This window comes from Bacillus sp. FSL W7-1354 (assembly GCF_038002405.1).
GTDB lineage: Bacteria > Bacillota > Bacilli > Bacillales > Bacillaceae > Bacillus > Bacillus paralicheniformis.
The window spans coordinates 1,337,076-1,363,099 of sequence record NZ_JBBOCL010000001.1; the positions used below are offsets into that span (position 1 = coordinate 1,337,076).

Here is a 26,024-nt window from a genome sequence, read left to right on the forward strand (position 1 = left end):
AGAAAATGATCCAAAAAACGCTTGAAGCACTTGACGGAGAAGGGTTTGACCTGGTATTGGGGAAGGTCTTGAAAGCCATGTTCGGCCTGATTGTGTTCGGCTGTTTTCCTTACTTTTTATATTTGTTGTTTATCATTTGAAATATTCTTTCAGGCTGCTTAACACAAACTCCATCATTTCTTTATATTCCGCATCCTGAAACATTTCATACAATACTTTATAGTCATTGTAAATATCAAGCAGCTCATCCACGACAGCAACAGCCATGTTGCGCTCATGCTCATGCTCCTCGGGATCCCCCGCGAATGGCAGAAACACCTTTTCAGATATCGGTTCATCAAGCTCTTGTCCGGCTTCGCCGACATAATGAACAAACAGAAGCTGATGGACGAACTGGTCCATTTCGTAAGTTCTGAGGACGAGCGTTAAATCTTCTTCTTCGGTTTCAAGCCATTCTCCGTCTTTCAAACGGGTCAGCTCGTAAATGATATCTTCCCAGCCATCCTCCACATATCTCCAAATTTCCGTTCTGTGCCCGGTGATTTTAAACAATTCTTTGCCGTAATCTTTTACATAGACGACATCCCCGATTAAAAATTCATATTCGATATCAAGCTTTTCCGTATCGACAATGACCCCGTCATAATCTTTGTAGAGCTGAAGAGAAGTTTCAAAATAAAGCACTTCATTATGATTGACTTCATACAAAAAATGCTTATCGATTTTATGAACTTTTGTAATCGTTCCGACCGTCCCGTACATCACGACAACGACAACATCCCCGACTTTGAATTTAGGCGCGTTTGACTTCATATTTGGATTCCCCCTTGCCTTGAAGCTTCCGTGTTACGCTTATCGTATGCTGAGTGCTGTTAATTCGCATGGGCTAAGGTTACAAAGCCCGATGAGTTTTCCGAAAAGCCCAGCCGGCTTTAGGCGAACGTAAAAAATCCGCAGTTATTCAGAACTGCGGATTTTTTATCGCTTTGTTTCCGAAATATATTGCTCCCAAGCCTCATCAAATGTCGTCATTGACGATAAATAATCCCCATTAAGCTCAAGGTAAGAGCTGATTTCATCGTAATGAGTTGATGTCTTGGGAAATCCGTGATCAAGATAAGCGTGGTTGGCAAATTCGCTGATCGCGTCCTTCGGTTTCGGATGGCGGTATTTCATTAAATAATGGTAAAAAGACTTCACGGTCTCCCCTCCTGTCCTCTTTTGATGTTCTATTATACAGGGCGTCTGAAAAAATACAAACAAAAAAAACCGGCAAAAAGCCGGCTTCATGAAGAAAAATCAAAGTAATTGCGCTTCAATATGCGCTCTGTTTTCATCAGCGCATCATACGAAACGGACGAAGGCAGTTTTTTTGTATCGATCAAGAGCAGCTGATTTTCAATTTCCCAAGTGACATTGTCCTCCTGATAGACCATGCCGCAGCCTTCGCATTCCACCGCAGGTGTATCGGTGATTTCGATCGCTTTCGTCCCGTCAGGAAGCTCCCAATAAACCGCCGTGCGGGCTTCCCCGGCTTTTTCTTCGCTGCACCATTCACACCTCTTCATTGCACACGCCCCTCAGCTTCGCCTTCTTTTTTTTGCTGGGCAAGGAATTTCTTTTCTTTCAATTCATCGCGCTTTGCCCGGCGGCTTTTCAATGTTTCATGATCGGGCCTTGTGGAATAGCTCTCCCTTCTTTCAAGCCGTTTTAAGCCGTCCGGTGTGTATGAAAGAGCTTGATCCGCATAGATTGCCGATATGCCGATCTCCTCTTTTTCCTTCATTACATCAGGGAAAATTTCGGCAAAATAGTCTTCCGCTCTTCCCGGAATATAGTTCTCAGGCTCAGGATAAGACGTAATGACGCCTTCAAAATTGCGGAGCACAACTTTATCAGGGCTTTGCGAAATCAAGTAATTCGGCTGTATGGCGATTTTTCCGCCCCCGCCTGGCGCGTCAACGACAAAGGTAGGGACTGCATAGCCGCTTGTGTGTCCGCGCAAGCCTTCAATGATTTCAAGACCTTTGGAGACAGGCGCTCTGAAATGGCCGATTCCTTCAGACAAATCGCATTGATAGATATAATACGGACGGACTCTGATTTTCACCAAATCATGCATCAGCTTTTTCATAATGGAAACGCTGTCATTTATACCAGCCAAAATCACGGCCTGATTGCCGACCGGAACCCCGGCGTTGACCAGCTTCTCACAGGCTTCCTTCGCTTCCTTCGTGATTTCGATGCTCGTGTTGAAATGCGTATTCAGCCAGACGGGATGATACTTTTTCAAAATGCTGCAAAGTTTGTCGGTAATCCGCTGCGGGAAGACGACCGGGGCTCTCGTGCCGATCCGGATGATTTCCACGTGCGGGATCGCACGGAGGTTTTTCAAAATATATTCAAGAATTTGATCGTTAATGAGAAGGCCGTCCCCTCCTGAAATCAGGACATCCCTGACATCGGGCGTATCCCGGATATATGCGATCGCCTGATCGAGCTGCTTTTTCGGCACGCCCATGCCGATTTGTCCGGAAAAACGCCGCCTTGTACAGTATCTGCAGTACATCGAGCATTGATTAGTGACGAGAAACAAAACCCGGTCCGGATAGCGGTGGGTTAAGCCGGGGACAGGCGAATCTTCATCCTCATGAAGGGGATCTTCAAGGTCGTATTTTGTTTTGTGCATTTCTTCTGCCAGGGGCACCGACTGCATTCTGATCGGACAGCGCGGATCATCCGGATCCATCAGTGAAGCGTAATATTTAAAGGGATCGTCTTTGTGGAGATTCTCACCCCTTCTTCTTCCTCTTTCGTAAGATTGACGACTTTTTTCAAATCGTCAAGCGTTCTGACGGTGTTGGTCAGCTGCCAGATCCAGTCGTTCCATTTTTCCTCGGGAACATCTTTCCAAAGCTCAATATCCTTCCAGTGCCTTTTCGGCTGAAACAGACCGTTTTCCATCTTTCATCCCCCTATCAGCATTTTCCCTATACTTTTCAGGTTATGTGACCGGTGTGAAAAGTGTCTCTTCAAATATAAAACCCGCGGAAGACCGCTTTTTAAGACCGGCTTAAATTTTTGCACCAGATGTTCATGTTCTCGATGGTTTTATAAATGAGGCAGTTGTTCAAAAGCCGGCCCCTATATGAGTATGATAAATGATAAAGACTGGCGTTCATCCCGAAAGAAGCTGCTCTTGCGATTGAATAAACGTAAAAGATACCCGCTTGTTTCAAATCGGTTTCGAGTGCGGCAATCAGCCGCCTCGTCAATGAAAAGCCCCTGTATTCCGGCAGGACGGCGCAGTCTGTTATTTCCGCATTCCCCAAAACGGGATTCACGTCTGCACCTGCTGATGCAATCACTTTTTCCCCGTCAAAAGCGAGGTAGTAAACAGCCCCTTTCCCCATCGCTTCCTTAAGATATGCCGGATCTGAAACAGGCGCGGGGTATACAGGAAAGACGCAGTTGTAGAGATCGGCGAGACCAGGCGCATCACTGGAGGCGGCCCGCCTGATTTGAAAGGAAGCGTTTTGGGCCTCCGCGATGCGGGGAGTGCTGAACAGCTCTGTCAGCATTTGATCCTGCGCAAGCCAGTCAGCGGTTTTTCGCCTGTCTTCTTTCACATATTTTACGAACACGTCAGCATCATGCCCGTTAAAGTATCCGTCAATTTTCCCTTCCGGTTCAAACGTCCGCTCAAGCAAAGCGTTTCTGTCATTCGTTTTGGTGAAAACGATCATTTTCCCTATGCCGTGTTTTTTTGCTTCTTTCAATATGGCGGGAAAAAATGAACACACATCGCCTTCATAATTGATGATTCTGATTCTTTTACTGAACAAGTCGACATCCGCTTCAAGCGTACAGCTGTCATTGCTCCATTTTTCCACCATATTTAACCTCCAAAACAGCTGATCTTTTCACCGTTCATAATCACACCAATTCATAATAAACAGGCTGATGATTTTGGCTGACTGAATCAGGGCGTCTTTTTCAATGTATTCATTTGCCTGGTGAGCCATTTTCGTTTCTCCCGGACCGAAGACGATGACAGGGGTGCCTCCGGCGTGCGACAATATTCCGCCGTCTGTCGCCCACGGGGAAGCTTCGATTAGGGGATCGTTTGCCGTGATGGTTTGATAGGCGGATTTCAGCACTTTCGTCAGTTCATGGTCTTCAGCCAAATCGTTTGGGAGCCACATGGCGCCGAACCATTCTATGTCAACAGGGTAGTGTTTAAACCATTCATCATGGTATTGAAGATCATTGAGCCAGTTTTCAAACTCGGACTGGACGGCTTCAGGAGATTCGTTCGGAGCGATTCCGCACCTTCCTTCCAGTGTCACCGTGTCAGCGACCGATGAAGGCCATGCGCCTCCTTTGATCGTGCCGATGTTAATCGGAACCGGAATCGGGATATTGTCATACAAAGAATCTGTTATTCTCTTATTCCTGACCTGTTCAAGCTGGCGAAGCGACTGGATGACAAGCATGCTTTTTTCAATGGCGCTGACACCTTCATATCTTGTGCCGCCGTGTGCAGAAAGCCCTTTGACCGTGATTCTGAACCACATCGACCCCTGCTGCTTAATAAACATTTTCATATTTGTCGGCTCGGGAATCAAAGCGCCGTCCGCCTTGTAGCCCCTCATGACGGCCGCCAGCGTCCCGGCTCCGCCACACTCCTCGTCTACGACACTTTGAAAAATCAGGTCTCCTTTTAATTGAACCCCGCATTGCTCCAGCGCTTCCATCGCCATTAAAAGAGCCGTATTGCCGCCTTTCATGTCAGTTGTGCCCCGGCCGTATATCCGTCCTTGCTTCATGACCGGCTGAAAAGGCTCCGTCTCCCAGTCTTTTCTGTTTCCTTCAGGCACGACATCGATGTGTCCGTTTAAGATCAGCGATTTCCCGCCGCCCTTTCCTCTTTTGACAGCCGTAATATTCGGGCTTTCTTTAAAGCTTGTTCTGTCTGCTTTAAACAGCGGGTGCTGTTCCAATTGCTTCATGCTCGGCTCCCAGACATCGATTTCAGCTTCGAATTGCCTCAGTTTCTCCAGGACGACAGCTTGGGCGGTAAATTCACTGCCCATTGTGCTTTTTTCTCCGACGAGTTTTTTCAAAAGGCGAACCGCTTTTTTCTCGTGCGAATCGATCCAATCGCACACCTTTCTCTCTATGTTCTCCATCCAATTCCTCCTCTTACGAAAGCGGCAGTTCGATCCGGACCTTTCCATCCGTCAGCCGCAGCACATCATCAAGATCCTCTTCATTCATCAGCTCTTTTAATACAAAGCCGCCGCTGTCAATGGTGATCACGGCTTTTTCTGTAATCACCATGTCAACGCAGCCTTTTGCAGTCAGTGGCAGAGTGCAGTCGGCGACAAGTTTGGGGGCGCCGTTTTTATCGGTATGGCTCATCACGACAATGACTTTTTTCGCCTTTTGGGCAAGCTCCATCGCCCCTCCCATTCCAGGAACCTTTTTGCCGGGGACGATCCAGTTGGCCAGATCCCCTGACTGGCTGACCTGCAGAGAACCAAGAATCGTGACATCAATCGCGCCCTTTCTGATCATGCCGAACGACAGAGCCGAATCAAAATAAGAAGCGCCTTTTACTACGGTGACAGGCCAGCCTGCCGCATTGCAAAGATTCTCATCTTCCCTTCCTTTTTCAGGCGACTCGCCGATGCCGAGAAGCCCGTTTTCAGATTGGATCATAACGGAAGTGCCCGGATCTAAAAAATTGGGAACTAAAGACGGAATGCCGATGCCCAGATTGACAATCATTCCGCTTTTGATTTCGCGGGCCGCCCGTTTTGCAATTCTCTCCCGCTCTATGACTCCCAAACCCATTTCCAGTTCACCCCTTCCGTTTCAGCGACACCTTCGACAAAAACACCGGGTGTTACAATTTCTTCTTCATCCAGCTCTCCCAGGGGAACGATCCGCTCCACTTCGGCAAATGTCCGATCAGCAGCCATCGCCATAAGCGGGTTCATGTTACGCGCCGTTTTGTCGTAGATGATATTGCCGAATTCATCGGCGGTTTTCCCATAAATAAAAGCGTATTCCGCACTCAGCGCTTCTTCGGCAAGGTATGCACGACCATTCAAAGAAACGATCTTCTTTCCTTGACGCACCATGTCATTATCGATCCCAATATCGGTCAAAATGCCGCCAAGACCTGTGCCGCCCGCACGGATTCTTTCCGCGAGCGTCCCTTGCGGTGAAAATTCAACGGCGAGAAAACCGTCAGTCATTTGTTTTCCCGCAACGGGATTTGATCCGATATGGGAAGCGATCAGCCGCCTTACGCGGTTATTGACGATTAATGGCCCGATGCCGATGCCGGGAAAGCCTGCGTCATTGCATATGACCGTTAAATTTTTTACGCCTTTTTTCAAAATCGCACTGATGAAAGAAGGCGGTGAACCGACTCCCCCAAATCCGCCAAACATGACGGTCGCTTCGTCTTTCAAATCGGCAATCGCATCTTCAACAGCAATTCGTTTGTTCAGGACCGTCATCTTTCGCGTATCACCTTTTCTGCTTGTTTTTCAATCTCGTGTACGGCATGTTTAAATATATGAATAAGTTCTTCCAGCTCTTGATCCGATATCGTAAGGGGCGGCGCAATGATGACCGCATCTCCCCCGCCGCCGTCAATGCCCGCCTGGGACGGATAAAGAAGCAGGCCTCTTTTTTTCGCTTCGGAAATGACGAGAGCCGACACCGGCATTGATGAAGGAAATGTCTTTTTGCTTTTTCGATCGGCGACAAATTCAATCCCGATAAGAAGCCCCTTGCCCCGAACCTCGCCAATGATGCTCGACTGTTTCATGACTTCTTTCAGCATCTTTTTCAGCTTTTCCCCTTTTATCCTGGCTTGTTTGACAAGATCGTGCTTCAGAATGTAGCGGAGAACGGCGAGCGCCGCACGGGTTGAAAAAGGGTTTGCGCTGTACGTATGTCCGCTCATGATGACTCCTGAGCCGTTTTTGACCGTTTCCATGATGTCATCGGATATGACAGCTGCGGCAATCGGTGAATACCCTGCGCTCATCCCCTTGCCGAGTACGGCAATATCCGGGGTCACACCCCAATGTTCAATCGCCAGCAACCGGCCGGTTCTTCCCATCCCACTCATGACTTCATCCGCAATAAAAAGAATTTCATTTTCTTCGCAAATCTTTTTTACTTTTTTGTAATAACCATCGGGCGCTGTTATGGCTGCTCCAGCAGCCCCGATGACGGGTTCGGCCACGAAGCCCGCGATAAATTGCTTGCCGATCCTTTTTATGGCGAGCTCGATTTCTTTCACGCACGCTTCCTGGCAGTCGGGATGAGAAAGCCGGCATCTGTAGCAGTTTGGCGCGGAAGCGGCGGGATACTTGTGCAGCATGTGCGTAAACCTGTAGCGGCGCTCATAAAATCCCGACAGCGACAGGGCTCCGTTTGTAATTCCGTGATAGCTGTTCCATCTTGAAAGGAAAATCGTTTTGTCGTTTTGTCCTTTTTCCTGCCAGTATTGAACGGCGATTTTCATGGCGGTTTCAACAGCTTCCGACCCGCTGTTGACAAAAAAAGACCAATTCAGATCACCCGGCAGCCATTCAGCAAGGAGTTCGGCAAGCTGTTCAGCCGGTTCACTCGTAAACTGTGAACGGTAGACAAATGAAACGGAATCAAGCTGCTCTTTGAGAGAATCAATCACTTCTTGTACACCGTGCCCGAGATTGCAGGTAACAGCCCCCGAACAGCCGTCAAGGTACCGTTTTCCGGAATTGTCGACAATCCAGCTTCCTTTTGCATACTGAACGACCGGATAGCTTGCGTGCAAATCCGGCTTAATCAAAAATGACATGAAAACATCCCCCCTTCCCCAATGAGAGGTTTTTCTTTACATTATATGAATGGGGAAAAGGCGGCATTCTCTTTTCAAGTGAAATGGTTGATTTCGGAGCGATCGCCGTTAGTGTAAACAAAAAAATAAAAGGACATGTCCTTTTATTTTTCCAAGCGCGCTTATTCACATTGACGTTTTGTCCTGCAAAGCAACGGTTTCCTTCGTCTGTTTTTCCCATAAATAAAATGATCTCATCATCGAAAACGCAGCAAACGGCGCGGGCAGTGCGACGATGAGGAATAAATATTCGGGACTGACAGCATCCGACAACATTCCCGCGGCCGCATAGCCGAGCGGCATAAAAGCGCTGTTGACCGCAAAAAAAGCGCCCAGCGATCTGCCTCTGTTTTCACCTTCCGTTACCCTTTGCAAGTAACCTTCAATATAGATGTTGACTACGCCGCTGATCATTCCGATGACGATCAAAATCGCGGCGCCGAGCACGACATGATTAATCCAGCCTAGAGGCGACAAAAGCAGGCCGAAAATCAGCATTAAAGCGGGCACAGCAGCTTTTGCGTGCTCCGGTTTTGCGATAAAAGACAAGAAAAGCGCCGCAGACAGCGTCCCGCACGCCCAAAATGATTGAAAAGCGCCGCCCAGCCAAGCCTGATCTTTTAATAATAGCGAGGTCCAAATGACGATATATATTGGAAAACCGCTGAATACAAGCTGCTGTATGCTCGTCCCATACAACAAATACTTGAGCGGCTTATTTTGAAGCAAGCTTGTAAAACCGCTGAACAATTGTTTGTTTGTAAAAGGAATACGCTTTTGGCTGCCCCTTTTATCTTTGATTCTCCACTCCAAAAAGATGGATAGGAAGGAGAGGCTTCCGCACAGCACCCATAACCAGCCGAAATGCAGAAAGGAAAACAGAATCCCTGTGACAAGCGGAACGATCACTTGGATAAGCTGTGTGATCACTTCTTGAAATGCGATTCCTTTTTCAATTTGTTCTTTCCTCAGTGTATCCGGCAAGAGCGATCTTGCAGCAGGTTCGATTGCGGTCAAACATGCCGATACAATCACCCTTGCAACCGCCAGTAACATAACTGAACTCATGCCTGACAGCGCCAAAAATCCGATTATTAAAAATACAGTTGAAATGATCATATCTGAAGCCGCAATCAATTTCCCCCTGTGAAACCTGTCGGACAGCCAGCCTGTAAACGGCGATATCAAAATCGAGACAGTCAGCCCGATGCCGATCACGACGCTTCCCGAAAGGGCGCTTCCGGTTTCAGCTAAAGACCACCATACCAATGAATAATAGAAAAGAACCGAACTAAAGAGCGATAAAAACGTTCCAGACCACAGTCTGAAAAAGTCCCCTTTAATGACCCAAGCATATTTCAAAGTTTCTCCCCCGTTTGTCCGATATTTTCACCTCATGATTATATTACATATATATGTAAAATTTTACAACAAAAACAAAAAAACCTTCCGGATGGAAGGCTTTGTGAGCATGTCAAGCGACCGGGCGTTGGGCTTTTAGCTAGCAAATGAAAGCCGCACCGACAATGATGAGCAAAATAAAGAGGACAACGATGAGCACAAATGTGTTTCTGCCGTGAAACCCGTAGCCGTATCCTCCAGTAGGACAGCAATAATGGGAGTAATGCACAGGCTTATCATCCTTTCGTATAAAGTCTACACCCCAGCCTATGCAGGCCAAGTCCCAATTGGTATGTGCACCTGCCTACTTTATTCGAACAAATATTTAAATATCGTCGTAAGCTTTCCCTTCTGCTGAAAACCCAGCTTTTCATAAAACGTTTTCACCTGATCGCTTCCCGAAGTCACAAGATAGCACGATTCCATGCTCGATTGTTTGGCAGCGACGAGCATCTGCTTGATAAGGCCCGATCCATAGCCTTTCCGCTGATAAGGCTCCAAAATGGCGACTTCCTCGATTTTAGCAACGTTTTCGTCCTGATCGAGATAAAGCTCGGCACATCCAATCGGTTCTCCTTCTTCCGAGTAGCAGACACACAGCTGGATGATGCCTTCCTCGTAAAAACGATACTTGCGCAGCAGCTTTTCCTTCGCAAACGCTTCATTGATCGACAACGAATCATAAGCCTGCATGATGCGGCAGCCGTCAATGAGAGATTTCTTCGTCCCCCATTCTGTCCGCACAGGGGAAACTCCTTTCCAATCTGCAAGCCGGATCGAATAAAACAATTCTTCATCAAGAATGTATCCAAGATCAAAGAGCGACTTTTTCATTGTGGAAGGGAGATCGCGGTTAAAAGAGCTTTTCACATGAATATAATTTCGGTTTAAAATATCGGGTACCCCAACGAGCAGGGAGTACAGCTCTGTCAGCGGAAATTCGTCCTGCAGCTGCAGAAAATGAGATGAAAACATTTGCGGGATCTGGTCATCTGTGTATATATGATAATGCGACTCAACTTTTTTGCTGCATGTCAGCATTAAATAACGGTCTTCTGTGTTTGAAATGGATGTCACAACGGCTGCCTCTTTTCTCATGATGTTCTATTATATTGTTTTTCGCTTTCAGAGCAGAAAATCCTCTAAAAAAGATGGCCCTTTTGAAAAAAGTCATCTGAACATGCCGTTTTTCTCAGCTTTCTTCGTTTGTATTTCGTGGGATGTTAACAGATTTTTCTGTATGCTGGGTATCCTCACGGCAGTCTGATGCCGCTTTACTTTAGCAATAGAAACTACTCGACTTTCTAGCTCGGAGTATTCAATTCCAAATTCGGAGATGAAAAAGCCCTCTCTGCTTTGTGAGAGCAAAGAGGGCAAACCATTGGTTATTTATCATACCAAGGTACACGACGAGTGCCTTTAAGATCTATTTTTCCCCTTCAAACAGCTTGGCATATTCGCCGTACCCTTCTTTCTCAAGGTCATCCTTCGGCACGAAACGGAGGGCTGCTGAATTGATGCAATAACGCAGGCCGTCCGGTCCGGGGCCGTCCGGGAACACGTGTCCAAGATGGGAATCGGCAGACTTGCTTCTCACCTCAGTCCGAACCATGCCGTGTGAAGTGTCAAGTTTTTCTTCGATCTCCCCGGTATCGACCGGTTTTGTGAAGCTTGGCCAGCCGCAGTGTGCGTCAAATTTGTCAAGCGATGAAAACAGCGGTTTTCCCGACACGATATCGACATAGATTCCGTCTTCGTGCAGATCCCAGTATTCGTTTTGGAATGGAGGCTCCGTCCCGTTTTTCTGCGTCACTTCATACTGCATCCGGGTCAGCTGCTTCAGCCGTTCTTCTTTATTGTTCGCCATGCTTACGCCCCCAATGCTGTTGTATAAATCCTTCTCTTCCGCTTCCGATCCGATACTGTGTGTAGCGATCAGGATGCTTTTTATGATAATCCTGATGATATTCTTCAGCCGGATAAAATGGCGCGGCTTCCAGAATGTCGGTCGCGATTGGATCTTTAAAGATGCCGCTTTCTTCAAGCTTTTTCTTCGATTCCTCAGCGAGTTTCCGCTGCTTGTTATTATGGAAAAAAATCGCTGTCCGGTAAGACTCGCCGCGGTCTGCGAATTGTCCTCCGCTGTCAGTAGGATCGATTTGCTGCCAGTAGAGTTCCAGCAGTTTTTCGTATGGAAAGACATCGGGATCAAACGTGATTTGCACCGCTTCCCTATGTCCCGTTGTATTGCTGCAAACCTCTTCATAGGTCGGATTTTCCGTATGGCCGCCGGTATAGCCGGATTCGACTTTTATAATGCCCGGCTGTTCGTCAAAAGGCTTGACCATACACCAAAAGCAGCCTCCGGCAAATGTGGCGAGTTCTCGTTTTTCAGCCATCTGTTCTGCCTCCTTCTTTTCAACATTTGTTGGGAACCATTATATCACAGCATGCTCATTTTTAAGCCCTCTCCCGCTCATCGCAAAATCAGCCGCTGCCTAAAAAGAAAAAATGACAATAATATGTCATTGCCATCACTATATTCTAAGAAACAGCAGTATTCATCTATCATTGTCATGGACCGTTGTTCAATTGATGGTCAAATGAACTAAAAATCTTCTGAAACATACACTTGAAAAACGAAAATTATGGTATCATAGTGATATCATGTTCATGAAAAATAATATTCATGCTGATTCGGTCATTCCTTTTTAAAAAAAGCTGAAATTTGCTACTTATATGGAGGGGCGAAATTTTGAAAGTTAGAGAACAAATGATGTATGATATGGAAGCACTGCTTCGCACAGTATTTAAACAGATACGTGATGAGATAAATGAGCTGCTCGAAAAAGAGATGTCCCGCAATGAATTCATGATTCTCCGCCTGCTGAGTGAGCAAGGTCCGAAGAAAGTCACGGAGTTTGCAACGATTTTAGGCGTTTCTGCGAGCCATATCACAGCTGTAACCGATGCGTTGGTTGAAAAAGGATGGATCACGAGAGTCCGGTCAAAAGAAGACAGACGGATCATCAAAATCCATCTGACAGACGCGGGAAAAGAAATTATCAGATATTTTGAAGAAAAGAAAACGGAATATTATTTCAAGCGGTTCAGCAGCTTCAGTGATGAAGAGCTGAAAACGCTGATTGAACTGTTCAGCAAATTGGACAAAAAACGGGAACAGCGCTAATCGGGTTTTCATAAATTGGCCCGAATCTGTGCACCTTAATTAAAAAAGAGGTGTATTGACATATGACAGCTCCTTATCTTTGTCCAAACTGCAAAACAAACCGAACACGGTTCAACTTAATCGAACAGTCCCCGACATCCGTTAAGATTGATCCGGCAACAGGGGAGATCATGGAAACGTATTCAGATGACGAGCTTTCTCCATTTCACCTGCCCTACAGCGGTCCCGCCATAAAAGTGCAGTGCGGCGCGTGCGGATTAATTGAAGACGAAAAGACTTTTATCAAACTTGCGGAATTCGATAAACGAACATAACAAAGACAGGATAGATGGACATCGTTTCATCTATCCTTTTTCGTGCAGCTTAACGTGAATTCAAACGGAGGCGCACACCCGGTTTCTCCCAAGGTGTTTAGCCCTGTACAAACATTGGTCGGCTTTTTCAATCAACTCGTCCGTACTGCGAATGACCTCCGGAAATGCCGCAACCCCAATCGAAACGGTAATATGAATCTTTTTAGAATGAGAAATTGAAAAAGTGTGTGTCTCCACTTCCTTGCGTATCCTTTCAGCAATCTCTGCAGCCTGCGAATGAGAACTGTTCGGCAATATGACCGAAAACTCTTCTCCGCCGTTTCTTGATACGATATCTTCCGCACGTGTTGACTTTTTTAAAATCGTTCCCAGTTCTTTTAAAATCACGTCTCCATTTGAATGTCCGTATGTATCATTAATCCTTTTGAAATAATCGATATCGATCATAAGCAAAGACAGTTTCTCGTTCTTCTCCCTTGCGTTTGAAATATGAGCATTCCATATCGCATCAAAATGGCGGACATTATTCAATCCCGTTAAATAATCAAGCGACGATTCCTCTTCATACTTTTTCAACAGAAAATGAGATTTTTTTAAATATGAGACGACATATACTGATGTAAATCCGCCGATAGTAGATAAAATCCAGAACCATATCATTAAAATTTTCACTAAATGGAAATCATGGAGGAGCATCAAGATCACAATTGAAATCGCCACATTAGCAAAAATAACCAAAGCAAATGTCTTTCGATAAGTGTCAGCGTCTTTATCCATGACCCTGAGGATGAGATAATATCCTATGAATATAGCGATCATTCCTGTAAGCGCTGCAATCGAAGATATATTCCCCCCGTAAACAAATCTTCCTCCTATAATCAGTAGAGAACAAATAAAGGCCGGAAAGACGCCCGTAAATAGAAACAAAATCATAACGGGCACATAACGCAAATCAACGATCGTTTCATCGGTTGCCTGGATCGAAAAGAACATGAGCACATTCCCGAGCAATCCTCCCATGACGCCGTCAATCCAATTAAGTTGTTTGTTTGTAGCTTTTCGGGAAAAAATATTCCACTTTAGCTGAGTGTAGATAAAGAGTGAAGTAATTAAAATGCACAAATTCAAAAATAAATCGATTAAAAACATGACAAGCCCCCAACACCAAACTCATTTTATATTGTATATATCGTCAATTATTAAGACGTTAACAGCATTTTTGTTTCTTTGCTTCAGATGCCCGGCGGGAATCGCTTCCGGGGCTTGCCGCAGGAGCTTGTTCTTTCATTTTTCAAATAAAACGAGGTGCTTCCACTTCCCGTAGCGGTAATATAAAAACGCGGTCAGGCTGCTCAGCATAAAGCTCATTCCAATGCCAACCGCTATGCCGTTATCTCCAAGCCACTTTGAAAATAAGTATGTAAACGGATAGCGCAAAACCCAAAAAGAAATCACATTCAGCACCAAAATTTGAAACATCGCGCCGGCTGCCCTTACAACACCGTTTAACACAAAGTTAATCCCGATAAACGGATAGAAAAAAGCAATCGTTTTTAAATATTCTTCCCCGAATGCAGCTGAATCGGCTTCCGAAATAAACAGCCTGACCGCATGATAGCCTGTCAGAAATATCGCGGTGCTGACGACAGCCATAAACAGCAGAACATAAATGACGCCGTAGTGAGCGATTTTTTTCGTACGCTCCATATCGCCGCTGCCGACGGTTTGGCCAGCCATACTGTTGACAGCCGTGCCGATGGCCATCGCCGGGAGTATCAGCAGGCTGTCAAGCCGCTGTACCGCGCCAAACCCTGACACGACACGTTCTCCAAATGAATTGACAACGCTCATAATCGCCATCGAGCCGCCTGAAATCACCATCATTTGCAAGCCGGCAGGCACTCCGAGCTTCAAAATGACGGACGTCTCTTCCAGAGACGGAAGCGCGGGCTTTGAAAATGGAACAAGCCGCTTTCTCACCGTATAGACCACACCGTAAATGAAAGCAATCCCTTGGGAAACGACGGTTGCATAGGCCGCTCCGGCAATTCCGAGGTTGAATACCGAGATAAACAGCGGATCCATGAACAGGTTCAGGATGACGGCCAAGAGGACGAAACGCAAAGGTGTTTGACTGTCGCCGACCGCCCTTAACACTGTACTGATGAAATTATAGCCGAATAAAAATATAATCCCGATAAAATGAATGCTCAAATAGCTTGCAGCCAAATCCATCATATTTCCGGGCGTTTGAAGAAGCGAGAGCAGAGGCTCTGTGAAAAAATAGCCGATAACCCCGAGCAATACGCTCATCGCTGTCATCAGAACAACAAACGCGTTGATATATGAAGCAAGTCCCTTCTTATCCCTTTTTCCTTTCTGCTGCGCAAGAATCGTCAGCGCCGCATTGTTGACGCCCAATACGAACGACAGCACCGTAAAGAAAACCGTCCCCGAGACGGCCGCAGCACCGAGTGCTTTTGCTCCGAGCAGATTTCCGACCCACAAGCTATCGACGAATTGAAATGAAATCTGCAAAAGATTGGCTAAAATGATCGGGCCGGAAAAAAAGACCAGCTGTTTAAACACATTTCCGTATGTAAAATCCGTTTTCATTGTTTACTCCTTTTCATCTGTCGTCTTGATCGCGATGTGACCGATCGCTTCTCAGCCTCATATAATGTCAGAAAGCATGCAAAGGGGCGTGACAAAATGTTCTCTACAGATCATGATGCCCGGCAAATGGCGGAGGGTTTTCGGAGGAACTGCTACCATCTTCCGCCTGTAGAGGCGCCCTTTTATTTTCGAAACGGCGGAAAAGCAGCGATGATCAGACTGCTCCACGCTGCTCCTCACACCGACAATCTCGACGTATTCATAAACGGCATATCCGTTTTTCAAAACATCTCCTATACAGATTTATCTTCTTATGTCCGGTTTCCTGCCGGCCGTATTCAAATCGATGTTTTTCAAAGAGGCAGGGCGCACGGTCCCTTGCTGTCGGTACAGTATCACCTGATCCACGGCGGGTACTGCACGGTTGCCGTTACAGGCACAGCTGCAAAGCTCATTCCCGTCGGAATGTATGACCGGCCTGCGGCTGATCCGGAAAGCCGCAGCATCCGTTTCGTTCATTTATCACCGGACTCTCCGGCTCTTGACTTTGCAGTGCAAAACGGACCTGTCCTGTTTTCAGGTGTCCCCTTTCAAACGGTCACGCGGTACATCCAGGTGCGTTCACAGAAAATCGACATGGAGGTAAAGGCCGCCGGTTCAACAGCGGTCCTGCTGAAGGTTCCGAAAATCACGCTTCACGCCGGGAAATCCACAACTTTGTATGGCCTCGGTTTCGTCAACGGCTCCCCTTCTCTCACAATAAAAACGGCGCCGTTTCCTGCCAAAGCTCCCCCTTCATAGCGAAAAAAAAGAGACCTGATGTCTCTTTTACAGTCTGCTGAAGCATGGACAACAAAATCCTAAAACGGTCTCATGTTTTAGGATTTTGCCGGCAATTATTGATTGTGATGGTCAGTTTTTTTATGTTTTTTCGCATCTAGGGTAAAAATCATAATGCTTAAAAACAACGCACAATACCCGATGTTCAAATACATCTTGTCCATGTTTTCATCGATGAAACTGAAGGCGGCCAGGCCGCCGAAGTACAGTGAAAACAACATAGACAGCAAGCTGAAATATGTGTAGATACGTTCCATATGTTCACCCCTGTAAATCCCGCCGCACGATCTATGAATCTGTTTGTGCAGGCTGATAATAAACAAATTCGATTTGATCTTTTTCTAAATCAATGTCTTTTGCTTTCACATACATTCCGTTTTTAAGCGGCATCTCTGACAGACGGACTTGAATTTCTTTAGCATCCGAACGAACGTGTACAAAATCAGGAAGATCATAAAATTGATCCATGTAGTTCAGCACCATCGATATCGGAACATTTAACTTGCCGATCGAAAATCTCGTCACGTCAAGAACCACATCTCCGTTTTTTTCCACTGTCGGCCGAAAGGACACCCTCGCATCGACTGTCGAGGAAAAGGCGCGGATCGCACCGACGATGTGGAATTCATCGTCGATTTCGATTTGATAGTCAAGATCCGGCGAAGACTCCTTCTCCAAATATGTGTTGATGAATGCGGCCAATGATTCTTTCGTGCTCGTCACGTTCAATTGGTATTCGCTCGGAGTCGGCCGCGACGGTTCCTTTTGACCGCCGGGCATGAATACGAGAATGAAAATCCCGGCAAGTATGATGACGTTGACTGCTGCTAAAATTAAAAATAAGTTCTTCCATTTCTTCATTTTTTCACCTTATTCTGCTTGGGGGTCTTCGTTTTTAATTTGTTCGTAAACGCGTTTCGCTATTAAAGAATACCCGTATTGATTAGGATGAAACTCATCTTTTGCAATCTTCTTTTCATCGCTGTATTCCTCAAAAATATCAGCGATATTTGCCATTTTCGTATTGGAGACCTTTTTCAGCCTTTTTTCTGCGCCTTCATTCCATTCGTCTACGACTTGGTCAATTTCCCTCAGTTCAGACAGCGTAAACTTAAACGGATTATACATACTGACATAAATCAATTCAGCGCTGGCGTTTTGCTCTCTGATTTCCGCTAAAATATTCGAAAACCGCTTTTCAAACAGTTTTTGTTCAACGCGGAAAGGTGTGAGCGTTAAGTGCGCGAAGTTTTGGCGGACGACTTTCATCAGGTCGTTGCCCCCGATTGTAAACAAAATGTAGTCTGCATCTTTCAGGCCCTCTTGTACTTCTTTTTCTTTTAATCTTTCAAGCAGCTGATCAGTCCGGGAGCCTTTAACGGCATAATTTTTGACCGTTACGGACTTCACATCGCTCCGGTTTTCAAGCTCGTCGGCCACCATGCCGACATAGCCTTTCTTCTCTTGATCGCCTACCCCCTCTGTCAGAGAATCGCCCACTGCTGCAATCACGATATCGCGCTTAGGGGAGACCGATGTTTTTTCAACGCCCGCCTTCCATTCCGTACAGGCTGAAAGCAGACAGACGAGGGCCATCATGACTGTTATAAACCGTATGTTCAAAAATGATGCCCCTTCCTTCTAGATACCTAAAAAAAAGTGTACCATGTTTTAATTCTTTTGAAAATGATTTGACAGGTGTAAAAAAAAGCCTGTTTCCGGTGGTCAGGAAGCAGGCTTCAGCGGCAGGCCGCCCGTTTTTATCAACGGTTTTCCAGCGTCTTAATATCGGCGATGATTTCATCGTACGGCGTATTTTTTGCACCGTCATAATCCTTGACGACTTTGCCGTTTTGATCGACTAGATAAAATGACGATTGGTGAATCACCTGATCCTCATCTTCAGGTTTTTTCACGATTGATTTAAAGCTTTTCAGCGCAAATTTTTCGATTTCCTCCTGCGAGTATCCGGTTAAAAAATCCCAGTTTTGAAAATTGAGCGGATAGTTGGCCGCAAATTTTTTCAACTTTTCCGGCGTGTCATTTTCGGGGTCAACGCTGAATGAGACGATGCGGGCCTGCAGGTTTTCCTCTTCCATTTGTTTTTGCAGTTCAGCCATATGTGAAGTCATCGGCGGACAGATCGTTTTACAGTTCGTAAATATAAAGTCGGCCACCCACACCTGGCCTTTTAAACTTTCAAGAGACACGGTTTTCCCATCTTGATTTTGAAAAGAAAAAGATTGTACGTCATAGTTTAAAGAATTTTCAATCTTGCTAGTTCCGCAGGACGAAAGAAACACTGTGAGAATCCCTGCAAGGAAAATGCCAAAAACGTTTTTCAATCCTTCCATCCCCTTTTTCAATCGGTGTAAAAAGTAAAACCGATCGCTCCTTTTCCGGTATGAACAGAGATAATCGGCGTTGTGTACGCAATATCAATATCGATTCCCGGGATATGTTCAAGCAAAGAGTCTTTCAGCCTATGAGCAAGGTCGAGTGCATCGGCATGGGCGATTCCGATCGCTTGCACCGTCCTTCCCTTCACCGCGGAAAGAAATTGACCCGTTAAATAACGGATAAGCTGACTGGTGCTCCTAACATTTTTTTCAGGCGTATAGATTCCGTCCTCAAGCCTCGCGATCGGCTTAACCTTGAGCAAAGAGCCGATCAGCGCTTTTCCTTTCCCGATGCGGCCGCCTTTGATCAAGTTATCAAAATGATCAATTGTCACATAGAGGGATGTCCGGTCGCGCAAGTTTTCCAGGTCTTTTACAATCGCTTCGGCTGTCATTCCCTTTTCGGCCAGCAAGGCGGCTCGTACGACCTGAAAGCCGAGGCCTTTTGAAATATACATGGAATCAATCACCGTAATATTCCCGTCGACCATGTTTGAAGCGCTTACAGCCGTCTGGTATGTCCCGCTCAATTGGCTTGAGAGATGAATGCTGATCACTTCGCTTCCGTCAGCGGTCAGCTCTTCGTACAGTTCGATAAAAGCGCCTAAAGGCGGCTGTGAACTTTTCGGGAGTTCTGCGGCGCTCTCCATTTTCTCAATAAATTCGTCCGGCTGAATATCGAACCTGTCTCTGTAAACAATGCCGTCGATTGATATCGAGAGCGGGAGAACGGAAATATGATATTCTCTGAGCAGTTCTTCGCTCAAGTCAGCTGTTGAGTCCGTTACAATTTTAATGCTTGGCAATTCCCTTCACATCCTGTCGGTTCAAATGGTGAATTTCCTAGTGAGGCCAAATTCGGCATGAAAAATTCTTTGCCGGCCGAATGCCGTCTTCCGCCCTTTTCCAAGCGGATTTGGCTGTCTTCATGGGCCGGCAAAGAATGCTATCAATTCTTATGCATTATGCTTCAATTCTTCCTGTTGATAAATGGCGAGGTAATCCTGCCATTTCAATGCTCTCTTTAAGTAGTCCCTAAAGGAGTAGACGTTTTTTTTCCGCTTTGAGCAATAGAGTGTCTTTAAAAAGATTTCGAGCCTCAGACTGGCCATAAAAAAATGCGGGTCGTCCTCCTTCAGCAGGGGTATTTCCGTCACCTTCACCTTCTGTCCATCCGAACGTTTGAACTCCAGGCTTTTAAGTAACAAGCTATCAATCCTCATTTATGAGATATTTTCTTTATTATACATAATCTCAGGAGCCGTTGTCTTTGATTTATGCGTGTTTTCAAAAAAATTTCTTAAATCAGCAAATGAAAGAGCCCTTCATCTTTATTCACTTCGACATAGCGGAAGCCTTTGCGGTCCATTCTCGCAATCAGCGGCTCGTAGTCTTCGCGCTGTTTCAATTCGATGCCGACGAGCGCAGGGCCGCTGCTTTTATTATTTTTCTTCGTATATTCAAAGCGGGTGATATCATCGGTCGGCCCGAGCACTTCATCTAGAAATTCGCGCAAAGCTCCCGCCCTTTGCGGGAAGTTCACGATGAAATAATGCTGGAGTCCTTCATACATCATCGATCTGTCTTTGATTTCCTGCATTCTGCCGATATCGTTGTTTCCTCCGCTCACAATGCATACGACATTCTTTCCTTTGATTTCATCTCTGTAAAGGTCTAAAGCGGCGATCGGCAGCGCTCCCGCAGGCTCGGCGACAATCGCGCATTGGTTGTACAGCTCAAGAATCGCGGTGCATACCTTTCCTTCGGGAACGAGCAAAATATCATCTACAACGGTTTCAAGCGTTTTAAATGTCTCTTCGCCGATTTTTTGCACGGCGGCTCCGTCTACAAATTTATCGATTTTCTCGAGGGTCACGACTTCGCCTTTTTTGTTTGATTCAAATAGAGCCGGCGCGCCTTTGGGCTCAACCGCGATCAGCTTTGTATCCGGGGACACGTTTTTCATGTAGGTTCCCACTCCTGAAAGCAGGCCGCCGCCGCCTACACTTGCAAATAAATAATGGGGTTCTGTTTCGATATCGTTTAAGATTTCGACCGCAACCGTTCCCTGTCCGGCCATGACGGCAGGATCGTCAAACGGGTGGATAAATGCCCGTTTTTCTTCCTCGCAGCAGGCGACTGCGCTTTGATATGCATCATCGAACGTGTCGCCTGTCAGGATGATCTCGATGTATTCCTTGCCGAACAATTCGACTTGAGAAATTTTTTGCCTCGGAGTCGTCGACGGCATAAAAATCTTTCCGTGAATACCGAGATGTTTACAGGAAAAAGCGACCCCCTGCGCATGGTTTCCTGCACTGGCGCAGACGACCCCGTTTTTCGTCGTTTCTTTTGAAAGCTGCTTCATTTTATAATAGGCGCCTCTCAGTTTAAAAGAGCGGACAACCTGCAGGTCTTCTCTTTTTAAATATACGTTGCAATCGTACCTCTCGGAGAGCCTCTCATTTTTTTGGAGGGGGGTATGAATGACAACATCTTTTACATTTTGATGGGCTTTTAAAATGTCTTTGACTTGGATGAGAGAGTTTTCTTTAAGCAACGGTTTCATGTATAAGATCCTTTCTGTATAAAGCTTTATTTAATACGCCATTATATCATGAATATTCAAAATTTAAAGGGCAATTCTTTGTTATTTACAGAATATTATACACTTTCTCAATATATACGGAGTTCTTTTCGATTCTTAATGTGCAGCCAAATATACTTTTTTTCAAAAAACTCTTTATTTGTTCTAATTGGGTGTTATAATAGAACCAATTAGAACCAAAAGGAGATCCGCCATGATTAAACACACGTACCCATCCATAGGGTTCTCCGAGCTGATCGGGGAATGCGATTCCTTTTTGCAAACGAAAAACAGAGCGATACAATTTGCAGCCTCTTCCCATCCGATTCTGATTCATGGAGAAACAGGCACAGGCAAAGAGCTGTTCGCCAAAGCCATTCATTCCGGATCATCTTTCAACCATGATCCCTTCACACACGTAAGCTGCAGCACGCTGAATGAAGATGAAGCGGCTGAAGACTTTTTTCTTTCAGAGATGAATGAATCCGGAACCTTGTTTCTCGATGAAGTGTGGGGGCTTTCCTTGCCTCTCCAGGGCAAGCTTTTGGCAGCCATTGAAAAAGGGATGCCAAAAAGACTGATTGTCACCTCAAGCGTGCCGCTCGGTGAACGGATTGAAAGCAGCGAATTCCGCAAGGATTTGTACTACAGGCTCAATGTGCTCGACCTTCCGCTTCCCCCCCTTGCTGAACGGCGAAGCGACATCCCCCTTCTCGTGCATCATTTTTTAAAAAGCGGGGATCATGACATATATGTCGAACCGGTCGTTTGGAAGGCTTTAGAGCAGCATGAGTTTGAGGGGAACGTCAGAGAACTCAAAAACATGACGGATTATATGAAAACCGTCTCAGACGGGAAAACGATTCAGCTTTACGACACTCCGCCGGCGTTAAGAGAACAAATCGAAAAGAAGAAGCCAAAAGATAAAAAAACGGCTTCAACATCACTGACTTTGATGGAAAAAGAGGAGTTTGCGTTTTTGCTCGATGCAGTCAAGCAATTAAATGAAAAAGGAGAGCCTGCCAGCCGCAGAGTTCTGTCTGAACTGAGCAAAAACGGCAAGTCGGAGCTTACCCCCCAGCAAGTGCGCAGCAGATTGGATTATTTGGAAAAAAGAGAGTTTATTACAAAGGGCCGCGGAAGAGCCGGGACAAAAATCACGCTTGAAGGCCTCCGCTTTTTAAGCTCTTTAAAGCATCACATTATTCAAGATTAGAAAGGGTGTCTTGGTATGTACACGATTAAAGAAGAAATTGCGAATGCAATTACCCATGGGCTCGGCGTTCTCCTCTCCATACCCGCCATCGTATTTTTGGTGATATTTGCGATTCGCTACGGCAGTCCGGTGGATGTTGTCAGCTTTTCGATTTTCGGCGCTTCCATGCTGTTCCTGTATTTAAGTTCGACCCTTCTGCACAGCATTCAGCACCAAAAAACAAAAGATATTCTTGAGATCATCGATCACTCAGCCATCTACGTACTGATTGCGGGTACATACACACCGCTGCTCCTCGGACCTTTGAAAGGCACGCTCGGCTATACAATGCTTGCGGTCGTCTGGGGACTTGCGATTGGCGGAGTTGTATTTAAAATCTTTTTTGTGAAACGATTTATCGTGGTCAGCACGCTGGTGTATCTTGTGATGGGCTGGATGGCGATTATTGCGATCAAGCCGCTTTATACGGCCTTGACCGGAGAAGGATTCGCCCTGCTGCTCTTAGGGGGAATATTGTATTCTGTCGGAACGATCTTTTATTTATGGAGAAAGATCCCGTATCATCATGCGATTTGGCACACCTTCGTACTCGGCGGCAGCGCCTCCATGTTTTTCTGCGTGCTTTTCTACGTGGCAAAGGTGCCGTTTATATCATAAACGGCGAAAACCAGGCTCCCATAAAGGAAGCCTGGTTTTTTTATGCCCGAAGCTGTTTGTTTTCGGTCAGGACGTATGCCGGGTGGATCGTCAAGTCGATATCAGCAGGTCTCAGCCTCTTGAACAACTTGCCTTTCTTCATGTCTTCCGTACCGGTTGTTTCGACTGCAACGATCGGAATGCCGAGCTTTTTGGATAAAGATTTGTAATCGAGCCCGTCATCTTCAGACAGAATAAAGCTTTGGCCTTTCCTGACGATCTCTTCCACTTTTTCAAGTGATGCTTCCTTGTCGGCGCTTTTTTTGACCGCGGCCATTTTATTAAGCCAGCCGCTGAGCAGCGGATAACGAAAGGCGCGCGGATCAGCAAAAAACGAAGCCGTTTTATCAAGGTGTCCGAGCAGCACGGCGAGCTCTGACAGGCCGAGCTTTGGATGCACGTAAAGGACGGGGCCAGCCGGGGATCTTCCGTTCTGATGGATGGAAACGGTCGAACCGGTTAAGCCGATGCACCCCCGCAAAAAAGCTTTCGGCTTATCAAAGACAGCTTCCATCTGATTGGCGTACGAAAGGCGCGGGTCAAGTGTCTGTAGCGCCTGCAGGAGCTTGATATGCTTGATGAACATATAGGCCGAATACATCCATAAAAAACAATAGCGAAACATGAAAATCCTCTCCTCTATCCTTTTCTTTGATAAACGAGGAATTCGTAGTCATATGGATTTTTGTCATCTTTCAGGCCTTTCCGCCTCGAAACGATTTCCCACTCAGCTTCGCTGAATTCAGGAAAATACCGGTCCCCTTCAAAGGTTTCATCGATTTTTGTCACATACAGCTTGTCCGCAAAAGGCAGAATCTCCGCGTACAGTGTTGAACCGCCGATGACAAAACATTCTTCGTTTTTGTTTTTCGCAAACCGCACCGCTTCTTCTGCCGAGTGCATCACCTGACAATTCGGAATATCCAGTTCTTTATTGGATGTAACGATGATGTTCTCCCGGTGAGGCAAAGGTTTGCCGATGGATTCAAACGTCTTTCTCCCCATGATCACGGCGTGTCCTTTCGTCACCTCTTTAAAATACTTCAAATCCTGCGGCAGATGCCATGGCAGATCATTATCTTTGCCGATCAGGCGGTTTCTGTCCATGGCGGTAATCAATGAAATCATTAATTTAAAGCCCCCTTATGATGTTTGTAGCGAAATAATGCCGGATGATGCTCATCTCTTTGTGTGATCATCTGTGAACATGATGCATGAAGATGGAGGTTAAAGCTGTGATGAGAGGAAACCTTTCTTCGAGGTTTTCATTCTGATCAGGCCGCCCGAATGCATTGGTGTCATTCCCCGTTTTGTTCAATTCCGGTTCTCTAACATATGACGGGATATATCCGCATGATGTTTCATTTTTTTCATCCTTTTGTAGTGTATCTTGTTTAACCTTTCGAAAACAAGACATTTTTCGGGAAAAGACATAAAATACGGCATAAAAAAACCCCGCCTGATGGCGGGGAGGGCGAGGTCTTTCAACGGCTTTTCGCAACGCTCTGTCCGTCTGTTCTCTCTTCATCCTCAAGATCCTGATGCGAATGGGCAATTCGGCTTGCAGCAGCTGCCGCCAAGGCAGCGACGATATCATCAAGGAACGTGTGAACCTCATCGTCCGGACAGTCGTCCAGTTCTTTAATGATGCCGAACTTTTCTTTATCCAGATAGCCGAAGTTCGTCAAGCCGATCGAACCGTAGACGTTTACGATGGAAAGCGGAATAATCTCGTCGATCCCGTAAAGGGGTTCATCCGTTTCGACCAAATATTGAAGCGGTTCAGGCAATAGCTTTTTCTCGGCAAGCTGGTCAAGCGCTATCCCCGTTAACACGGCATGAACGATTTCCCTTTTGTTTAAGACCTTTTCGACATTCTCAACGCATACAGCAAGCGACAGATCAGGATGGTATTTTTCCTGCAGCTTTTGTACGATCAGTGCAATATCCTCAATCGTAACCCCGCGCTCATTCAGCATATTTTTCGTTAAGTGCACCATTTCATTCATCGTATACTTCTTCATCTGCATCAATCTCCTTTAGTGGCTCATCCAGTTAGGCGGTGTATTGCGGTCCCAGTATATGCTTCCGAGATCGTGATGTTTTTGAAAGCCGTCTTCGGCAGTATGATAATGAAAGTTAAACCAGTACCCTTTATGCGGCGGCTTGTCCCTGCGCACATGGAACCTCAGCACATCCTCCCCCGTTTTCCGGTTGTAAACGTGGAAGATTCTCTCCGACTTCCCCGCCGTCGGCGTTTTGGAAATGACAAGATCCTGGTAAGCGTCATTGTCCTGCATTGTCATGAGATGGCTGACGATGATCTCCTCGACCTTTGGAAGCACTTCTTCCCTGTACTCGTCTTCGATGACCGGCGATATCCTGCTGCCGAATTTTACGAATGACAGATCTTCTGCTTCATTGAGCAGTTCATCCTTGTAGCTGTCAAATGAAGATTTGGATTCGCCGTCTTCTTCAAGTTCGGGCTCTTCCTGCTTTTGATAAACAGCTGTATACCCGGATTCTTTCATGCTCTGATGCTCCTGCGGCTTGTCCGCCATTAATGCCGCAGGAGGAGATACAAGGCCGAACGTTGCAATTGTAAATAATGTGACAAGCGCTTTTCTCATCCACATCTTCATGACTGATTAGTCCCCTTTTGGATCGCTTTCTCGTTTTCTCTTATTCTATCATAGGTTGAATTTTCAGTCATTCATAAAGTGACGGTGCAAATAAACAAAACGCCTTTTCTTTTGGCGATAAAACGTTTACAATCAAAGATGAAAATTCCAAAATTGGGAGTGATCGTTCATGATTGAAGGTCTTTTTATAACCGCTTCATTGATTACCCTCGCT

The 26,024-nt window shown here is 45.9% G+C and carries 32 protein-coding genes and 1 pseudogene; 6 read left to right on the forward strand and 27 right to left on the reverse strand.

All coding sequences use genetic code 11. The features are described from left to right. Positions 1-5 precede the first annotated feature (5 nt). Positions 6-140 (forward strand): hypothetical protein, encoded by a 135-nt coding sequence (locus MKZ04_RS06755; RefSeq protein WP_020451847.1) that lies wholly within the window; start codon positions 6-8, stop codon positions 138-140. Here MKZ04_RS06755 and MKZ04_RS06760 read toward each other — a convergent pair. The 14 genes and pseudogenes from MKZ04_RS06760 to msrA all read right to left on the reverse strand — a co-directional run bounded on the left by MKZ04_RS06760 (position 133) and on the right by msrA (position 11,709). Beyond that, positions 133-813, reverse strand: coding sequence for a hypothetical protein (locus MKZ04_RS06760; RefSeq protein WP_020451848.1), 681 nt, complete (start codon positions 811-813; stop codon positions 133-135). The two genes, MKZ04_RS06755 and MKZ04_RS06760, sit on opposite strands and share 8 nt — an antisense overlap. 165 nt (positions 814-978) lie before the next feature. Then, positions 979-1,200 carry a YozE family protein gene (locus MKZ04_RS06765; RefSeq protein ID WP_020451849.1) on the reverse strand — a complete coding sequence of 74 codons (222 nt, stop codon included), beginning with the start codon at positions 1,198-1,200 and terminating at the stop codon, positions 979-981. A gap of 86 nt (positions 1,201-1,286) precedes the next feature. Further along, positions 1,287-1,568, reverse strand: a complete 282-nt coding sequence (locus MKZ04_RS06770) for a YokU family protein (RefSeq protein ID WP_020451850.1) — start codon at positions 1,566-1,568, stop codon at positions 1,287-1,289. After that, positions 1,565-2,964, reverse strand: a pseudogene (gene ablA, locus MKZ04_RS06775) (lysine 2,3-aminomutase). The gene MKZ04_RS06770 and the pseudogene ablA overlap by 4 nt, the downstream one beginning before the upstream one ends. Positions 2,965-3,062: 98 nt before the next feature. Beyond that, positions 3,063-3,896, reverse strand: a complete 834-nt coding sequence (gene ablB, locus MKZ04_RS06780) for a putative beta-lysine N-acetyltransferase (protein ID WP_023857378.1) — start codon at positions 3,894-3,896, stop codon at positions 3,063-3,065. Positions 3,897-3,923: 27 nt separating this feature from the next. Then, positions 3,924-5,192 carry a peptidase gene (locus MKZ04_RS06785; protein WP_075213125.1) on the reverse strand — a complete coding sequence of 423 codons (1,269 nt, stop codon included), beginning with the start codon at positions 5,190-5,192 and terminating at the stop codon, positions 3,924-3,926. A gap of 13 nt (positions 5,193-5,205) precedes the next feature. Beyond that, a complete protein-coding gene (locus tag MKZ04_RS06790) occupies positions 5,206-5,859 on the reverse strand; it encodes a 3-oxoacid CoA-transferase subunit B (protein ID WP_020451854.1) in 654 nt (217 codons plus the stop codon). Then, positions 5,841-6,533, reverse strand: coding sequence for a CoA transferase subunit A (locus MKZ04_RS06795; protein ID WP_020451855.1), 693 nt, complete (start codon positions 6,531-6,533; stop codon positions 5,841-5,843). The genes MKZ04_RS06790 and MKZ04_RS06795 overlap by 19 nt, the downstream gene beginning before the upstream one ends. Beyond that, positions 6,530-7,870 carry an aspartate aminotransferase family protein gene (locus MKZ04_RS06800; protein WP_212110768.1) on the reverse strand — a complete coding sequence of 447 codons (1,341 nt, stop codon included), beginning with the start codon at positions 7,868-7,870 and terminating at the stop codon, positions 6,530-6,532. The genes MKZ04_RS06795 and MKZ04_RS06800 overlap by 4 nt, the downstream gene beginning before the upstream one ends. 165 nt (positions 7,871-8,035) lie before the next feature. Continuing rightward, positions 8,036-9,271: an MFS transporter gene (locus MKZ04_RS06805; RefSeq protein WP_043054354.1), complete on the reverse strand. Its 1,236-nt coding sequence runs from the start codon at positions 9,269-9,271 to the stop codon at positions 8,036-8,038. Positions 9,272-9,410: 139 nt separating this feature from the next. Further along, positions 9,411-9,539: a YjcZ family sporulation protein gene (locus MKZ04_RS06810; protein ID WP_003182774.1), complete on the reverse strand. Its 129-nt coding sequence runs from the start codon at positions 9,537-9,539 to the stop codon at positions 9,411-9,413. A gap of 80 nt (positions 9,540-9,619) precedes the next feature. After that, entirely contained in the window at positions 9,620-10,387 is a 768-nt protein-coding gene (locus MKZ04_RS06815; protein WP_095291666.1) for a GNAT family N-acetyltransferase, read from the reverse strand. A gap of 349 nt (positions 10,388-10,736) precedes the next feature. Next, positions 10,737-11,177 carry a peptide-methionine (R)-S-oxide reductase MsrB gene (gene msrB / locus MKZ04_RS06820; protein WP_020451861.1) on the reverse strand — a complete coding sequence of 147 codons (441 nt, stop codon included), beginning with the start codon at positions 11,175-11,177 and terminating at the stop codon, positions 10,737-10,739. After that, entirely contained in the window at positions 11,164-11,709 is a 546-nt protein-coding gene (msrA, locus tag MKZ04_RS06825; protein ID WP_075213126.1) for a peptide-methionine (S)-S-oxide reductase MsrA, read from the reverse strand. The genes msrB and msrA overlap by 14 nt, the downstream gene beginning before the upstream one ends. Before the next feature lie 356 nt (positions 11,710-12,065). On the opposite strand from msrA, the gene MKZ04_RS06830 reads away from it, so the two are divergent. Further along, positions 12,066-12,500 (forward strand): MarR family transcriptional regulator, encoded by a 435-nt coding sequence (locus MKZ04_RS06830; protein ID WP_020451863.1) that lies wholly within the window; start codon positions 12,066-12,068, stop codon positions 12,498-12,500. Between the two features lie 62 nt (positions 12,501-12,562). Beyond that, positions 12,563-12,814: a hypothetical protein gene (locus MKZ04_RS06835; protein WP_020451864.1), complete on the forward strand. Its 252-nt coding sequence runs from the start codon at positions 12,563-12,565 to the stop codon at positions 12,812-12,814. 60 nt (positions 12,815-12,874) lie between these two features. On the opposite strand, the gene MKZ04_RS06840 is transcribed toward MKZ04_RS06835, so the two are convergent. Beyond that, a complete protein-coding gene (locus MKZ04_RS06840) occupies positions 12,875-13,963 on the reverse strand; it encodes a GGDEF domain-containing protein (protein ID WP_105981026.1) in 1,089 nt (362 codons plus the stop codon). Positions 13,964-14,098: 135 nt separating this feature from the next. Continuing rightward, the gene (locus tag MKZ04_RS06845) at positions 14,099-15,430 is read right to left on the reverse strand and encodes an MATE family efflux transporter (protein WP_105981027.1); all 1,332 of its coding nucleotides are present in this window, start codon (positions 15,428-15,430) and stop codon (positions 14,099-14,101) included. Positions 15,431-15,526: 96 nt separating this feature from the next. On the opposite strand from MKZ04_RS06845, the gene MKZ04_RS06850 reads away from it, so the two are divergent. Further along, positions 15,527-16,231 (forward strand): DUF4397 domain-containing protein, encoded by a 705-nt coding sequence (locus MKZ04_RS06850; RefSeq protein WP_195536693.1) that lies wholly within the window; start codon positions 15,527-15,529, stop codon positions 16,229-16,231. Between the two features lie 95 nt (positions 16,232-16,326). Here MKZ04_RS06850 and ypmT read toward each other — a convergent pair whose 3' ends face one another. The 7 genes from ypmT to ilvA all read right to left on the reverse strand — a co-directional run bounded on the left by ypmT (position 16,327) and on the right by ilvA (position 21,238). Further along, positions 16,327-16,527 carry a protein YpmT gene (ypmT, locus tag MKZ04_RS06855; RefSeq protein WP_020451868.1) on the reverse strand — a complete coding sequence of 67 codons (201 nt, stop codon included), beginning with the start codon at positions 16,525-16,527 and terminating at the stop codon, positions 16,327-16,329. A 31-nt stretch (positions 16,528-16,558) separates the two neighbouring features. Then, positions 16,559-17,131 carry a YpmS family protein gene (locus MKZ04_RS06860; protein ID WP_020451869.1) on the reverse strand — a complete coding sequence of 191 codons (573 nt, stop codon included), beginning with the start codon at positions 17,129-17,131 and terminating at the stop codon, positions 16,559-16,561. Between the two features lie 9 nt (positions 17,132-17,140). Further along, a complete protein-coding gene (locus MKZ04_RS06865; RefSeq protein ID WP_212110767.1) occupies positions 17,141-17,893 on the reverse strand; it encodes an SGNH/GDSL hydrolase family protein in 753 nt (250 codons plus the stop codon). A gap of 140 nt (positions 17,894-18,033) precedes the next feature. Beyond that, positions 18,034-18,624 (reverse strand): SCO family protein, encoded by a 591-nt coding sequence (locus tag MKZ04_RS06870; RefSeq protein WP_280639422.1) that lies wholly within the window; start codon positions 18,622-18,624, stop codon positions 18,034-18,036. An 8-nt stretch (positions 18,625-18,632) separates the two neighbouring features. Beyond that, positions 18,633-19,475: a DegV family protein gene (locus MKZ04_RS06875; RefSeq protein ID WP_075213130.1), complete on the reverse strand. Its 843-nt coding sequence runs from the start codon at positions 19,473-19,475 to the stop codon at positions 18,633-18,635. A 150-nt stretch (positions 19,476-19,625) separates the two neighbouring features. Then, complete coding sequence (locus MKZ04_RS06880; RefSeq protein WP_103749499.1) at positions 19,626-19,877, reverse strand: YpmP family protein; 252 nt, start codon at positions 19,875-19,877, stop codon at positions 19,626-19,628. A 92-nt stretch (positions 19,878-19,969) separates the two neighbouring features. Beyond that, complete coding sequence (ilvA, locus tag MKZ04_RS06885) at positions 19,970-21,238, reverse strand: threonine ammonia-lyase IlvA (protein WP_020451874.1); 1,269 nt, start codon at positions 21,236-21,238, stop codon at positions 19,970-19,972. 232 nt (positions 21,239-21,470) lie between these two features. Here ilvA and MKZ04_RS06890 point away from each other — a divergent pair, with 232 nt between their 5' ends. Next, positions 21,471-22,472, forward strand: a complete 1,002-nt coding sequence (locus tag MKZ04_RS06890; RefSeq protein WP_123032387.1) for a sigma 54-interacting transcriptional regulator — start codon at positions 21,471-21,473, stop codon at positions 22,470-22,472. A 15-nt stretch (positions 22,473-22,487) separates the two neighbouring features. After that, positions 22,488-23,129: a PAQR family membrane homeostasis protein TrhA gene (gene trhA, locus MKZ04_RS06895; protein ID WP_020451876.1), complete on the forward strand. Its 642-nt coding sequence runs from the start codon at positions 22,488-22,490 to the stop codon at positions 23,127-23,129. A gap of 40 nt (positions 23,130-23,169) precedes the next feature. On the opposite strand, the gene MKZ04_RS06900 is transcribed toward trhA, so the two are convergent. The 4 genes from MKZ04_RS06900 to MKZ04_RS06915 form a co-directional block, all read right to left on the reverse strand. After that, positions 23,170-23,793 (reverse strand): 1-acyl-sn-glycerol-3-phosphate acyltransferase, encoded by a 624-nt coding sequence (locus MKZ04_RS06900; RefSeq protein WP_341045585.1) that lies wholly within the window; start codon positions 23,791-23,793, stop codon positions 23,170-23,172. 14 nt (positions 23,794-23,807) lie between these two features. Beyond that, positions 23,808-24,296: a dihydrofolate reductase gene (locus MKZ04_RS06905; protein ID WP_020451878.1), complete on the reverse strand. Its 489-nt coding sequence runs from the start codon at positions 24,294-24,296 to the stop codon at positions 23,808-23,810. Positions 24,297-24,652: 356 nt separating this feature from the next. Continuing rightward, positions 24,653-25,192, reverse strand: a complete 540-nt coding sequence (locus MKZ04_RS06910; RefSeq protein WP_025811261.1) for a phosphatidylglycerophosphatase A family protein — start codon at positions 25,190-25,192, stop codon at positions 24,653-24,655. A gap of 15 nt (positions 25,193-25,207) precedes the next feature. Then, complete coding sequence (locus MKZ04_RS06915) at positions 25,208-25,810, reverse strand: YpjP family protein (protein WP_023857393.1); 603 nt, start codon at positions 25,808-25,810, stop codon at positions 25,208-25,210. Positions 25,811-26,024 lie beyond the last annotated feature (214 nt).

Excerpts from the sequence above, each read along its gene's own strand:
- MKZ04_RS06755 (WP_020451847.1), top strand. The coding sequence starts at position 6 with ATGATCCAAAAAACGCTTGAAGCACTTGACGGAGAAGGGTTTGACCTG.
- MKZ04_RS06760 (WP_020451848.1), bottom strand. The coding sequence starts at position 813 with ATGAAGTCAAACGCGCCTAAATTCAAAGTCGGGGATGTTGTCGTTGTC.
- MKZ04_RS06770 (WP_020451850.1), bottom strand. The coding sequence starts at position 1,568 with ATGAAGAGGTGTGAATGGTGCAGCGAAGAAAAAGCCGGGGAAGCCCGC.
- ablB (WP_023857378.1), bottom strand. The coding sequence starts at position 3,896 with ATGGTGGAAAAATGGAGCAATGACAGCTGTACGCTTGAAGCGGATGTC.
- MKZ04_RS06785 (WP_075213125.1), bottom strand. The coding sequence starts at position 5,192 with ATGGAGAACATAGAGAGAAAGGTGTGCGATTGGATCGATTCGCACGAG.
- MKZ04_RS06790 (WP_020451854.1), bottom strand. The coding sequence starts at position 5,859 with ATGGGTTTGGGAGTCATAGAGCGGGAGAGAATTGCAAAACGGGCGGCC.
- MKZ04_RS06795 (WP_020451855.1), bottom strand. The coding sequence starts at position 6,533 with ATGACGGTCCTGAACAAACGAATTGCTGTTGAAGATGCGATTGCCGAT.
- MKZ04_RS06800 (WP_212110768.1), bottom strand. The coding sequence starts at position 7,870 with ATGTCATTTTTGATTAAGCCGGATTTGCACGCAAGCTATCCGGTCGTT.
- msrB (WP_020451861.1), bottom strand. The coding sequence starts at position 11,177 with ATGGCGAACAATAAAGAAGAACGGCTGAAGCAGCTGACCCGGATGCAG.
- msrA (WP_075213126.1), bottom strand. The coding sequence starts at position 11,709 with ATGGCTGAAAAACGAGAACTCGCCACATTTGCCGGAGGCTGCTTTTGG.
- MKZ04_RS06835 (WP_020451864.1), top strand. The coding sequence starts at position 12,563 with ATGACAGCTCCTTATCTTTGTCCAAACTGCAAAACAAACCGAACACGG.
- MKZ04_RS06840 (WP_105981026.1), bottom strand. The coding sequence starts at position 13,963 with ATGTTTTTAATCGATTTATTTTTGAATTTGTGCATTTTAATTACTTCA.
- MKZ04_RS06845 (WP_105981027.1), bottom strand. The coding sequence starts at position 15,430 with ATGAAAACGGATTTTACATACGGAAATGTGTTTAAACAGCTGGTCTTT.
- MKZ04_RS06850 (WP_195536693.1), top strand. The coding sequence starts at position 15,527 with ATGTTCTCTACAGATCATGATGCCCGGCAAATGGCGGAGGGTTTTCGG.
- ypmT (WP_020451868.1), bottom strand. The coding sequence starts at position 16,527 with ATGGAACGTATCTACACATATTTCAGCTTGCTGTCTATGTTGTTTTCA.
- MKZ04_RS06860 (WP_020451869.1), bottom strand. The coding sequence starts at position 17,131 with ATGAAGAAATGGAAGAACTTATTTTTAATTTTAGCAGCAGTCAACGTC.
- MKZ04_RS06870 (WP_280639422.1), bottom strand. The coding sequence starts at position 18,624 with ATGGAAGGATTGAAAAACGTTTTTGGCATTTTCCTTGCAGGGATTCTC.
- ilvA (WP_020451874.1), bottom strand. The coding sequence starts at position 21,238 with ATGAAACCGTTGCTTAAAGAAAACTCTCTCATCCAAGTCAAAGACATT.
- MKZ04_RS06890 (WP_123032387.1), top strand. The coding sequence starts at position 21,471 with ATGATTAAACACACGTACCCATCCATAGGGTTCTCCGAGCTGATCGGG.
- trhA (WP_020451876.1), top strand. The coding sequence starts at position 22,488 with ATGTACACGATTAAAGAAGAAATTGCGAATGCAATTACCCATGGGCTC.
- MKZ04_RS06900 (WP_341045585.1), bottom strand. The coding sequence starts at position 23,793 with ATGTTTCGCTATTGTTTTTTATGGATGTATTCGGCCTATATGTTCATC.
- MKZ04_RS06905 (WP_020451878.1), bottom strand. The coding sequence starts at position 24,296 with ATGATTTCATTGATTACCGCCATGGACAGAAACCGCCTGATCGGCAAA.
- MKZ04_RS06910 (WP_025811261.1), bottom strand. The coding sequence starts at position 25,192 with ATGAAGAAGTATACGATGAATGAAATGGTGCACTTAACGAAAAATATG.
- MKZ04_RS06915 (WP_023857393.1), bottom strand. The coding sequence starts at position 25,810 with ATGAAGATGTGGATGAGAAAAGCGCTTGTCACATTATTTACAATTGCA.